The sequence below is a fragment of the Burkholderia sp. Leaf177 genome (genome assembly GCF_001424345.1).
Lineage (GTDB): Bacteria > Pseudomonadota > Gammaproteobacteria > Burkholderiales > Burkholderiaceae > Caballeronia.
This window is the reverse complement of sequence record NZ_LMPF01000026.1, coordinates 263,394-275,489: the sequence shown is the minus strand read 5'-3', so window position 1 is coordinate 275,489 and position 12,096 is coordinate 263,394. Positions and strand designations below refer to the sequence as shown.

The 12,096-nt window shown below is 57.8% G+C and carries 11 protein-coding genes; 5 read left to right on the top strand and 6 right to left on the bottom strand.

The genetic code is table 11. From position 1 onward, the window contains the following. Positions 1–144: 144 nt before the first annotated feature. The 3 genes from ASG35_RS30365 to ASG35_RS30355 all read right to left on the bottom strand — a co-directional run bounded on the left by ASG35_RS30365 (position 145) and on the right by ASG35_RS30355 (position 4,873). Positions 145–2,424, bottom strand: a complete 2,280-nt coding sequence (locus ASG35_RS30365; protein ID WP_056366791.1) for a hypothetical protein — start codon at positions 2,422–2,424, stop codon at positions 145–147. A gap of 919 nt (positions 2,425–3,343) precedes the next feature. Next, positions 3,344–3,943, bottom strand: a complete 600-nt coding sequence (locus ASG35_RS30360; RefSeq protein ID WP_056366787.1) for a GNAT family N-acetyltransferase — start codon at positions 3,941–3,943, stop codon at positions 3,344–3,346. A gap of 81 nt (positions 3,944–4,024) precedes the next feature. Then, positions 4,025–4,873: an alpha/beta hydrolase gene (locus ASG35_RS30355; protein ID WP_200945800.1), complete on the bottom strand. Its 849-nt coding sequence runs from the start codon at positions 4,871–4,873 to the stop codon at positions 4,025–4,027. A 524-nt stretch (positions 4,874–5,397) separates the two neighbouring features. Here ASG35_RS30355 and ASG35_RS30350 point away from each other — a divergent pair. The 3 genes from ASG35_RS30350 (at position 5,398) to ASG35_RS30340 (ending at position 7,839) form a co-directional block, all read left to right on the top strand. Next, positions 5,398–6,492, top strand: coding sequence for a glycosyltransferase family 4 protein (locus ASG35_RS30350; RefSeq protein WP_056366977.1), 1,095 nt, complete (start codon positions 5,398–5,400; stop codon positions 6,490–6,492). Then, on the top strand, positions 6,489–7,319 hold the full coding sequence (locus ASG35_RS30345; protein ID WP_056366784.1) for a polysaccharide deacetylase family protein: 831 nt from the start codon (positions 6,489–6,491) through the stop codon (positions 7,317–7,319). Before ASG35_RS30350 ends, ASG35_RS30345 begins: the two co-directional genes overlap by 4 nt. A gap of 91 nt (positions 7,320–7,410) precedes the next feature. Then, on the top strand, positions 7,411–7,839 hold the full coding sequence (locus tag ASG35_RS30340; protein WP_056366781.1) for a VOC family protein: 429 nt from the start codon (positions 7,411–7,413) through the stop codon (positions 7,837–7,839). Here ASG35_RS30340 and ASG35_RS30335 read toward each other — a convergent pair. Continuing rightward, positions 7,815–8,255 (bottom strand): NlpC/P60 family protein, encoded by a 441-nt coding sequence (locus ASG35_RS30335; protein ID WP_235527788.1) that lies wholly within the window; start codon positions 8,253–8,255, stop codon positions 7,815–7,817. The two genes, ASG35_RS30340 and ASG35_RS30335, sit on opposite strands and share 25 nt — an antisense overlap. Before the next feature lie 13 nt (positions 8,256–8,268). Beyond that, positions 8,269–9,723: an MFS transporter gene (locus ASG35_RS30330; protein WP_056366778.1), complete on the bottom strand. Its 1,455-nt coding sequence runs from the start codon at positions 9,721–9,723 to the stop codon at positions 8,269–8,271. Between the two features lie 267 nt (positions 9,724–9,990). Here ASG35_RS30330 and ASG35_RS30325 point away from each other — a divergent pair, with 267 nt between their 5' ends. Together ASG35_RS30325 and ASG35_RS30320 are read left to right on the top strand one after the other, a co-directional pair. Further along, a complete protein-coding gene (locus tag ASG35_RS30325) occupies positions 9,991–10,818 on the top strand; it encodes an IclR family transcriptional regulator (protein WP_056366775.1) in 828 nt (275 codons plus the stop codon). Positions 10,819–10,988: 170 nt separating this feature from the next. Next, positions 10,989–11,771: a class I SAM-dependent methyltransferase gene (locus tag ASG35_RS30320; protein ID WP_056366772.1), complete on the top strand. Its 783-nt coding sequence runs from the start codon at positions 10,989–10,991 to the stop codon at positions 11,769–11,771. A gap of 8 nt (positions 11,772–11,779) precedes the next feature. Here the strand turns inward: ASG35_RS30320 and ASG35_RS30315 are convergent, their stop codons facing one another. Continuing rightward, positions 11,780–12,055, bottom strand: coding sequence for a DUF3253 domain-containing protein (locus ASG35_RS30315; protein ID WP_056366973.1), 276 nt, complete (start codon positions 12,053–12,055; stop codon positions 11,780–11,782). Positions 12,056–12,096 lie beyond the last annotated feature (41 nt).

Below are 12,096 nucleotides of genomic sequence, written 5' to 3'. Positions count from 1 at the left end.
GCTTTTTTCTTTGGCACCCGCGCTCGCTTAAACAAAAAAAATGCCTCGTGTATTTATCCACGAGGCATTCAAAGCTTCCTTCATGCGCCGCCAGTCCTGCTCGCGGCGCATTGAAAAGCTATTCTTGATTCACTGCTTAGCTTCTTACTGCCCCGTATATCCGACTGGCACCGTCGAGTTCGCCTTGGCAACCGTCGCGTTGTTCGACACGATGTATTGCGGCACTTCGGTAAGCGTCAGCGTCGCCTTGCCGTTGGTGTAGGGAACCGTGCTCACGTTTCCGTAGCCATCGATCTTGGTGACGTTGCCCGACGTACCGGCATTGTCGACTTGCAGCGTATAAGCGCTCGTGTACGTCTGGCTGTACTGGCCATTGCTTGCCGGCCATTGCGCATTGCTATGCGTCCACGCTGCAGTCACGACCTTGCCGTTGCCAAGTTGCTGGAACGAGTAGGCGAACGTCCCCGACGGCGTGCCGTTGACTCGGCCGAGCGTGTTCGTACCGTCCAGTGCGCGGGTCATTGCGGCGAACGCCATTGCTTCAGGCTTCGGCGACAAATTCGTCGCACCGAACGAGCCTTGTGCGTTGTTCAGGTCGAAGAACGATCCGTAGCCCACTTCGCCCGGGTAGTCGGGACCGAAGAACAGTGTCGTGACCTGCGCGCCGCCGCCCAGCGTGATGATGTGAGCGCGCGCACCGACGGCTGCATGAGCAAACAACTGGTTCGCCGACGGTACGGTAGGCCCGTAGTTGAGACCCGGATCGTAGCTCACGCCTGCTTCCGTGAAGAACAGCTTCATGTTCGGCTTGCCTGCCTGCATGACAGCACGCAACTGCGTCATCTGGTTGTCGAGAGCGTTGGCCTGGTTCGCCGGGTTCGGATCGGAGTCCTGCAATTCAGGCGGATGCGACGGGTACGTCCCTGCGTTCCAGTAACCGTGCGTGGAAACTGCATCGATGTAATTCCACAGTCCGAGCGCACCGAATTTCTTCAGATAACCCGTCGTGCACGTATCGCAATTCGAGGCGAACGGGTTGCCCGTGCCCATCACCACTGCGTTCGGATCGGTGGAGTGGATGCCCTCGTATGCGGCCTTGTACATCGCCACGAAGTTGGCGTCGCTGTCCGCCCAGCCAAGGCTGGGCTCCCACGTCACCTGATAGTAGTTCTTCTGCTGGTTCGGATAATTCGCGGCGCGGATCAGGCTGGTGTCGGTCCCGACCTTCGCCATGAATCGCTGGAACTCAGGCATGTTCGACGGTGCGTAGTAGCTGTCGTTGAACTGACCCGTCTTCGAATCCCATGCCGGAAGTCCGTCGAGACGCACAATGCGCATCTGGTCAGGATTGGCCTTGTAGAACGGGTCGAGATCGTTGACGCTCGGTGTGTAGGTGTCCGGACCATTGGGTTCCATTGCGGAAACCTGGCGATCGTCAATAGTCCACGAAATCCCGAGTGCACGCAACGCTGCGATATTGCCGTTGAAGCCCTGCATGCCGAATCGGTGCTGGTCCTGATGCGCGTACGTAACCGTGCCGAGCACCGAGCTCAGGTTCGGCAATACGCCGAAGGTCGCGATGCCCATCGGGCGCGTGCCGCTGCTCGGCAAGGTGCCACCGTGCGATTGAAGGGTCGCTGTGAGCGCAGCGTAGCCGGACCATGTCGATGTACACGAAATGCTGTTCGTCTGCGCACCGGACTTGACCGGGAAACTGCCTTGCGTCTTGATCGAACCATTCGCGTCTGCAACGGACCACACGACTGTATCGGCTGCCGGCGAGTTCGTTGTGATGGCGAGCTTGAAGGGCGCGTTGTTCTGGAAAATGCGCAGGCCGTCCGTGGTCGGCGTATCCGCGCTGATCAATCCGCTGCCCGAACCGCCTGCCGTTTGCGTGGGCGAACCGCACGTGATGGCCGATGTGGTCGGCGTAGGCGTAGATGTAGACGGCGTGGTTGTGGCGGGTGCTGTCGTTGCGGGTGCCGTGGGCGCAGGCGTTGCCGTCACCGGCGTTGTAATCGCGGGCGTGCTGGGTGCGGGCGTGCTTGGCGCAGGCGTGCTGGGTGCGGGAGTCGTGGCGGGCGTAGAGGTAGCAGGAGGCGTGGTCGTGGACGCGAGGCTTACCCAACAGGACTTGCCATAACCGTAAGCGGGATCGGATTGCGATACCGCACCGACATAACATCCCACTCCATTGCTGAAGCTTCGCGGACTCGTCAACATGCTGGACGGTGCATTCGGTGGGACTACGCCAAACACGACAGAGCCCGATCCCGAGAACTTGCAGTTGTCATTTTCCTGCCCACACAGCTTGTATTGCGTGCCGGAGACTGTGATGCTGGATTGCGCTTGTGCGCTTTGAACGCCAAACGCTGCCACCATTGTTGCGGCTGCAACCGGAAGTAGTCTTAAATATCTCATCATTGTCCGTATATATCGCTAAAAGCAGGTTTTCCCGAGGAGTCAGCAAGATCGATCGAAGCCGTCCAGCGTATGCGTTGTCGATGTACTAAAAGAGGTGAAGCTGAAAACGCGATGACCACGTTTGTTGCTGATGAATCTGAATCTCTGATGCGTTCCGCCATCAAACAGGCATGACACGTCCCTGCCTTTTAACCGGCATCAGTAAACGCATAAATCCTAGGTGATCCTAAATAAATTCAAAGGTCGCGCGGATTTCTCGACCTCTTACCGACCCACTCGATGAAAAAATTAGAACCCCTGAATGTTGAATCGGGTTTTCATCAATCCATCAACACTAGAGCGGCGTTATGTCTGTGCTCGCCTTTCCGGCGTGGACGCGCGAACGCGTCCAATAACCCGGCTAGCGCATTTCCGCCGTACAAGTCCGCCAACACCGCATTCACGTGTCACACGTAATTCCTGCCGCACGCTAAACCACTTGTAGCAAGCTCAGGTATTACTTACGGATCGCGGAAGGCAGACGAATTATATTCGCAAAAAAACGTTTCATCCGTGTAACGCGACGGAAAGAGTTTGAAATAAGTAATAGTTCCTCAGTCACGGAATGATGCACTGCATCTTTCCCCGAGAACGCGTTCATCGAGAATCTTGTTCTCATGTGAAACAGAATTAACGCAGCTTTCGTTATTCAAACACACGCAATAGTATGAAGTTACTTTTTGTTAATATCTTGGGTAAATACTACTGATGCGATTAATCGTCTGATTATTGAGTTATTTTTCTGAATCGCGCTATTCGATCCTTGGCGATAAAAACAAAAGCCCGCTTGCGCTAAGCAAATAGCGTAAGCGGGCTACGGGGAATGGCGATTCCACCTATAACGCCGGCTACGAAGCACGACGTTAAAGCGGTTGATTGTCTAGCGCGTCATCATCCGCTCCAGAGAGTCTTTAACCTGCGGCCATTCCGTATCGATAATGCTGAAGCGCACCGAATTGCGCTTCCGGCCATCGGGCATGATGCGTTCGTGTCGAACAATGCCTTCCTGCTTTGCACCGATCCGCAAAATGGCCGCCCGGGATTTACTGTTGAGTTCGTCGGTTGTGAACTGGACTCGCACTGCGCTCAAGACGTCGAATGCATGAACGAGCAACAGATACTTGGCTTCCGTATTGACGCCTGAACGCTGTGCGGAGGCTCGCAGCCATGTGTGCCCTATCTCGAGCTTTCTGTTGATGCGATCGATCTTCCAGAAGCGGGTGCTGCCGAGGATTTCGCCGCTCTTACGCCTGACAATCACGAATGGCATGACCGACCCGCTATCGCGCCCTGCCAACGCAGCGGCAATGTAGTTAACGACTGTGTCCGGCCCGGGAACCACAGTCACTTTCATGTTCCACAATTCGCCATCTGCGGAAGCTTCAAGAAGCGCGTCCCGATGCGCTTTCTCAAGCGGGCGAAGTTCGATAGTTGGACCGATCAGCGTGGGAAGGTTGGTATGTGCTGCGCCAGTGGTCATATATGCGGACACGTCTTTTAAAGGCATCAATCATAATTCAACCCCGGCCAATGAGACTCGCAAACACATTGCGATTGAACGCTAGTGCTGTGTTTTTTGCATCCAGTCAACGATCCCATCAACGACTTTCTCTTCGATGCCATAGTAGCCATGCGGCGACAAGGAACCGCAGTCGTCTTGCGAACGCTGAACGCCACCACTCACTCTTAATATGGCGACGGGTGCATCGTGAATCGATTGCGCGATTGCATTCGCCATGGATGGCGGTGCGACCTTGCATTGATCGTCCCGATTCGCAACAATCAGCGAAGGAACACGGACATTCCCGGGATGTGCATCGAACACCGTTTCATGCGATCCCCCGAGAATGGAAACCGACTCGGTCAGGATCAATCCCGCAATCTCGTTTTGCCCCGCGTGCGATGCGGCGTTCATCGCGGCGATAGACCCCTGACTAGTGCCCAACACCCATAGCGGCGCGCGCGTTGTCTCGCGCGCGTACGCGATAACCTTCGCGATGACCTCGGCATACGCGGCACTACTTCGCTGTCCTCGCATCGATTGATGATCGAGCGCATCGATCAGCAAAACGCCATATCCACGGTTACGCCAAAGACCGCTCGAGCGCACCACGAAATTCTTCGCGTTCTTGATGTAACCGTTTTTCTCGATATCGAGTTCGCCCGTGCCTCCGGCAAACATGATCATCAAGCCTTTGGCGTCTTGCGCCGCAGGCAGATACAACACGCGTTGAAAGCTGCCGCCCGGCAAAGGCAGATCGCTAACGATGCCGCCTTCTGGCGATGGCGATTCCTCGGACTGGATGTTTATTGATTGAGTGTGACTGCGAACCTCGCGAGCCATCGCGTGAGTTCCAAGAAGACAGAACAGTGTTGTCAGGAAGATGTGCGCATACCGGCGTTGAAGCATTGACCCCTCCTTCGGGGCTGAACGGCGAAGTTTGATGTGTGTGGCCTGGCGGTGCGTAGAAAGGCCGGCGGGCGGCCAATCCGGGCGACAGGATATAAGCCTCCGGACCTGAATGTAAAATATATTCGAGTCGCACTTGTCATACACATAAAGTATGTGACTTACGCGGTCGACCATTAGCGCCTCAAAACCTGATTTTTGTTTTCCAGTCCGAACTAATTCCAATTCCTTGCGAATTTGAGCGGAGTAACAACGTAAGGGCCCGTTAATGCGCTAAACAAGAATTCTTTAATCACAGTCCGCAAACGTTTGCAGATCTTTTGTCAAGGCTAACGCGCGGGAAGCCCCGCCAGTGCTGGCTTCCAAGGCAGCACCTCTTTCCCGACATAAACCAGTCACCCCACTTTTCTTACGTATTGACAGCCAATTTTTTTCAACAACAGATGCAAATCACGCTGATTATTACGATATATTACGAGCCAATACGAACCAGTTACATATCGCTCATAGCGGAAAAGCAGACCATGAAGTCATTGCGCGTACTACATAGCGAATCATCCACGGGATGGGGTGGTCAAGAGCATCGGACGCTCAAGGAAATGATCATATTGCGCACGCGAGGACATACGGTGGAAGTGGTCTGCCCGAAGGAAGCGCGGCTTGGCATTCGCGCCAGGGAAGAAGGTTTTATTGTTCACCATGCGCGCATGAAGGGCGGCGCGGACGTCAAGTCGATGCTGACGATCAAGTCATTACTCTCGCGCAGCAAATTCGATGTCCTCAATACACATAGCGGCCACGACAGCATCGTGGCCGGCACTGCCGGACGCCTTGCAAGCACGCCGCTTGTCGTGCGTACACGCCATCTCGCCTTGCCCATCAGTTCGCTTGCAACCTATACGTGGATACCGCATCGCGTGATCGCGGTCAGCCGACATGTGCGCGAATACCTGATCTCCGCTGGCGTACAGAAGGGCCGTGTCGAAACGATTTATGACGGCATCGTGAAACCTGAAGCGCTTTCGCATTCCACCTTGCGCGCGGAGCTGGGGCTCGATGCTAATACCATCATTGCAGGCATGGTTGCAATCGTGCGCGACAAGAAAGGCCACGAGGACTTGATCGACGCAGTCCAGCCGATGCTCGCGGAACGCCCCAATTTGCACGTTGTCATGGCTGGCGACGGACCGTGGTTCGGCAAGATAAAGAACATCGTCGATGGTATGGGTCTGTCCGATCGCATCCATCTCCTGGGGTTTCGCACAGATATCCCGAATGTGCTGCGCGGCTGCGATTTCTTCGTGCTGCCGACGCATCAGGAAGCGTTGGGGCAGTCGTATATAGAAGCCATGGCCGCGGGTTTGCCGGTCATCGGCACGGACGTGGATGGCGTGCCCGAGCTGATCACGCATAACGTGAACGGCTTGCTCGTGCCGCCGCACGACATCCCTGCGTTGCGCGCGGCCATTGCGCGGCTTATCGATAACCCCAGGCTGCGCGTGCAGCTCGGCGTGGCGGGCCGCCTTCTGACCGATGCAAGCTTCACGGTCGATGGCATGGCCGATGAAACCATCGACTTCTACCGGCGCGGCATCCGCGAACGCCGGCCAAACGCATGACGCTGCGGGCCCGTGCGGTGCCGGTGCTGATGTATCACCATGTCAGTACGTCACCCGGCATGATCACTGTTTCGCCTGATCACTTTGCGGCGCAAATGGCGTACCTCGCGGAAGCGGGCTACAAGACGGCGAGCGCTGCGCAGTTGAGCGCGTTCCTTGCGGGCGAGTTGTTACCGCCGAAATCGGTGGTTCTAACTTTCGACGATGGATATCTCGATAATTGGGTCCATGCCCACCCGGTTCTGGCAAAGCACGGTTTCACTGCACTGTGTTTTCTCGTAACGAGCTGGCCCGGTGAAGGTCCACCGCGGCAGAATGCGCAGAGCGGCGGCCTGCTGCCTGAGTTGCTGGGGCATCGTGAAGGAGATCTAGCTATAGAAGGCGGCGAACCCGATCGCACGATCCTGCGATGGTCCGAGATCGAGGCCATGCGCCGTGCAGCAACCTTCGAATTCCACAGCCACACGCATAGTCACGTGCGCTGGGACAAAGTCGCTGAAAACCGCGAAGAAAAGTGCGCTGGTCTCAAGCGCGATCTCATCAGCGCTCGCGCAGCGTTCACCTCGCGTTTGGGCGGAGTATCGGATCATTTGTGCTGGCCGCAAGGTTTCTACGATGACGACTACAAACGCGTCGCTCGCGAAGCAGGCTTCCGGCATTTCTATACATGCGAGATGGCGCCGAACGTCGGCAATACGCGCGCGGCCGGCGAGCACTCCATTTATAGACTCGAAGTGCGTGACAAACCGGCGTCATGGCTTGCATCGAGACTATGGGTGCATAGCCGGCCGCTCCTCAGCCGCGCTTATCTGAAACTCAAACGTTGAATAGCAAAGTCGTTTTCCATGCATAAAGGTCGAGTCCCGATGTACTGCATAATCGGGATATCGAATCTCGACACGTTCATAGGATGACTGAATGCTTTCACACGTCTTTGTTGGCGTCACGGATTTTGATCGCGCGATGCGCTTTTATTCGCCCATCATGGAAGCCCTGAAGTTGCGGCTGAAGTTCGTGGACTTGAATAAGCCATGGGCCGGATGGGTAGCCGATAACGCGCCGCGCCCGTTGTTCCTGATCGGCGCGCCGTTCAACGGCGAAGCTGCAAGCGCGGGAAACGGGCAGATGATCGCGTTGCTGGCGCATGACCGCGATGCCGTCGATAAATGCCACGCCGCAGCCCTGACCCACGGCGGACAATGCGACGGACCGCCGGGGTTGCGTCCGCAGTACCACGAGCACTATTACGGCGCTTATTTTCGCGATCCGGACGGCAACAAACTCTGTGTGTGCTGCCATGATCCTGCGCCTGCCAACCGCGATCAGACCGCGCCGGGCCACCTGTAACCCAGCACGTCGCCAAGCGGGTAAGCAAGTTCGCGAACTTCGTCCAGCTGATTGCCGCCGAGCAGATATACGGCGTTGGCATCATGGCGCAGATAGAAACCTACGTGGCCTTTCCAACTCGCGGGATCGTCACGCGAAAGCACGGCGATACACCCATACACGGGTTCATCGATCGCCACGCCCCAATCGAGCCACGAACGCGCGAGCGCTGACCCGGTACCTTGATAACCCGCGTTCACCATGCACCAGTTCGCGAACGACGCACACCACGAAACCTTGTCGTCATAGCCGGCGAGATTGGTATGCGCGTTGTATTCCACAATCCGCGGATTCGTCTTTCCGGGCTCAAAACGCCGCACGCCGCGCTCGGCCAGCGCCAACGCCATCCACGGATTCGGATCGATTCCGCCGGTCATGTGCGTTGCCCGCTCAACTGCTTTTCTGCGATGCATCCTGACGCATCGATCCACCGCCAACGCTCTGCCCTGCATCGCGTGCAACTTTGAAATATCCATAGACCGATACCAACGTCAGCACGCCGGCGAAAAGGAAAGCGAGCCTGAAGTCATCGAGTGAAAAATGGAGGCTTTCCGCGCCGGTCGTTTCGCCATTGATCGCGGCCGCTGCGCGCAGCGCCACCGCGCCATATGCAATACCCAGGCCGATTGTCATCTGCGCAGCCGCGCTCCACAACGTGCTCGCAGCGCTCATTTGCGGCTGGCCTACGTCGGCATAAGCGAGCGTGGCAAGCAGCGAAAACTGCATGGAGCGTGCAACGCCGTACACGAACACGACGAGCAAGACCCACGCAAGCGGTGAATCGGGCGTGAGGATGCCGCACGCGATGGTAAAGATCCCGGCCGTGGCGACCGCTACGATAGATACATTCCTGAACCCGTAACGCCGGAGGATGCGTGTTGTGAGCGCCTTCATGCCGAGGTTGCCCAACGCACTCGCAAGCAACAACAGGCCCGACTTGAATGCGGAAAGCCCGAAGCCGATCTGGAACAGCAACGGCATAAGATAAGGCACGGCGCCAATGCCAATACGCGTGAGCGAGCCCGTCAAGACCGTGACCGAGTACGTCGGTATTTTCAACGTGGAAAAATCGATCAGCGGATGCGGATGACCCGCGGCGTGACGAACGGCGATATAACCGATCACGAAACCGGCGAGCACGATTCCGCCCGCGAGCCACGGATTGCTGGCGGGCTGGCTGGCGAGCTCCGCGCCGTACAGCACAGCCGTCAGCGCCGCGCCGCTCAGCACGAGCCCGATCACATCGAGCGGCTTGCGCTCGGCGCCTTTCAGGTTCGGCACGAGCATGGCAACGGCCACGAGCGCACACAAACCGAAGGGAACGTTGAGCAAGAAGATCCATCGCCATGAAGCGTAGGTCGTGATAAAACCACCGACCGGCGGACCGATGACCGGCGCCGCAATAGCCGGCCACGTGATGGTCGAGATGGCCTGCATGAGGCGGCTTTTCTCCGTGCTTCGCACCACGATCAGCCGGCCTACGGGGACCATCATTGCGCCACCGGCTCCTTGAAGCACGCGCGCCCCGGTGAATTCGGCAACGGAATTCGACATGCCGCACAACACCGAAGCCACGACAAACACAACGATCGCGCCAAAGAACACTGTGCGCGATCCGAACCGGTCCGCGACCCAGCCGCTAACCGGAATGAAGATTGCAAGCGCGAGCATGTAGGCCGTCATTCCGAGGCTGAGCGCATTAGGCCCGACGCCGAACGACTTCGCCATTTGCGGCAACGCGGTGGCGATCACCGTGGTGTCGAGGTATTCCATGAAGAACGTCCCCGCCACGATGTAAGGCAGCCAGCGAGCAGCGGATGGTGCAGGCAACGCGTTGTTGCTCATCAATAACCCCGGGTTGTGCGGCGCAACCTTGGCCGCCGCGCCGCATCGGCGACACGTGATAGGTGGTGATAGAAGGCTGGCGAAGATCCTCGCGCGCCCGCATCGCATTATTACGTATCCCAAAGCCGCGTGTCATCCGGTCCGCGCGCCGCAGGCTTGCCAATCGGGCAACGCTCGCTTGCCGTTAGCGAAAAGTGCTCCGCTATAATCGTCCGCGTCACCGCTTGCGCTTCATTCTCTTGCGGACCGCCCCGTTCTTTCGACGCCATGCCTAAACCATCCAGCAACGCCATCGATCAGCAGGCCACGCCCAACGTCCCCGATGACGCCAAGCCGACTGGGACCGCCGCATTCTCGAAGTTCCTGGCGGTCCTTCAATGCATCGCGGATGCTGAAACGCCTCCGGGCATTGCGCAGCTCATCGCGCTTGCGGGTTATCCGCGGCCAACGGTGTACAGGATCGTCGGTGCGCTGATTGCCGAAGGTCTTGTTGTCGAGAGTCCGCATGGCGGTGCCTATACGCTCGGGCCACGGCTGTTGTCTTTGGCAAGCCGTAGCTGGGAGCGCTCGGACTTGCGTGTGGCGGCAAGCGAACCGCTTCAGGTATTGCGCGATGCAACCCAGGAAACCGTGCACCTTGCTGTTCGCAGCGGTTCGGAAATGGTCTACATAGAAAAGCTCGAAAGCCCTCACGCCGTGCGCATGGCGTCGCGAATCGGTACGCGAGTCACGCTCTATTCAAGCTCGGTGGGCAAGGCTTATTTGTCATCGCTTAAACGCGCCGAGCGCGACGCATTGCTGGCGCCGCTGCATTTCGAACGCTTTACGCCGAATACCATCGTGGAACGTTCCGCGCTCGACGCTGAACTCGACGAAACGCTGGCACGCGGCTACTCGGAAGACCGCGAAGAAAATGAAGAACAGATCTTCTGCTATGGCAGCGCGATTTTCGGCTCGAATGGCGAACCGCTTGCGTGTGTAAGCATTAGCATTCCGCTTTATAGAAAGAGCGATTCGCCGCTTAGCACCTATATTGCGCCGCTGAAAGACGCATGCCGCGCGATCGCCGAAGGCATGGGTCCGGGAGCGCGCTGAGAGTGCGCAAGGTGTCGGAGTAACCGCTTGGGCTTCATCGACACTTTTCACTTCGAAACGGTGATGGAAGCCGCGACGCTTACTCACGCGATGACGACCATGACACGCTATGAAAGTGCATGGCGCGTAGTCCAAAATCGATTCTTTGATCGGCCAGAGCAGGAGGAAACATGAGCACAGGAATTCAAGGCGTACATCGCGCGGCTGCTGAAGGTTATGCAAGCCTGGCCGGCACCTACACGCGCGGACGGCCCGACTATCCGCCGGAAGTTGCCGCTTGGTTGCGCGATCAGCTCGGGCTCGAGGCTGGCAAGACGGTGATCGATCTCGGCGCGGGCACAGGCAAATTCACGCCGCGTCTTATCGATACCGGCGCACAGGTTATCGCCGTGGAACCGGTGGCGGGAATGCTGCAGAAACTGGCTGCGAGCTTCCCGCAAGTCGATGCCCGCGCCGGCACCGCCGATGCCATTCCGCTATCCGACGCATCGGTCGACGCCGTCGTGTGCGCGCAGTCATTTCACTGGTTTGCAACGCACGCGGCGCTGGCGGAGATTCATCGTGTATTGAAACCGGGCGGCACACTCGGCTTGATCTGGAATCTGCGCGATGCACGCGTTCCCTGGGTCGCGAAGCTCGACGCCATCGTGAACCGGATGGAAGGCGACACACCGCGCTATTACACGGGCGCGTGGCGATCGGCGTTTCCGTTCAACGGCCTGGGACCCCTCGATGAACGTCATTTCACGCAAGGCCATACCGGTTCGCCCGACGACGTCATCCTCAACCGCGTGCGCTCGACCAGTTTCATCGCAGCGCTCGACGTGCATAAACGCGCGGCGATCGATCGCGAGGTGATGGCGTTGATTGCATCCGAACCGGAATTGGCGGGGAAAGAAGTCGTGACCGTGCCTTATGAAACCGCTGCGTTTTCAGTGCAGAAGATTGGCTGACGAAGCGTTCAGTCCGCCGCGAATCCGCGTCCTCGACGCAGCCTGATCGGTCCGTGATCGATCTCATCGGCTGAAAGCAAGAGCTCGCCGCGCGTGATACGCACGATGCCCGCTTCGGCGAGTCGCGCGGCAACCTTGCGTACCTCGGGCATCAATGCGCGCCAGGTGGCTTCATCGGACGCGAGAGATCGCGCAACCTCCGATGGGCAGATGGACGACTCCGCACTGCGCTCGGCGAGCAGCTTCAAAATGCGGCTTTCTATGGTCGTATCGTCGATATTCATGGTCATCCGGGAAACAACGGCCATACGCGCGCGGCCGTTCT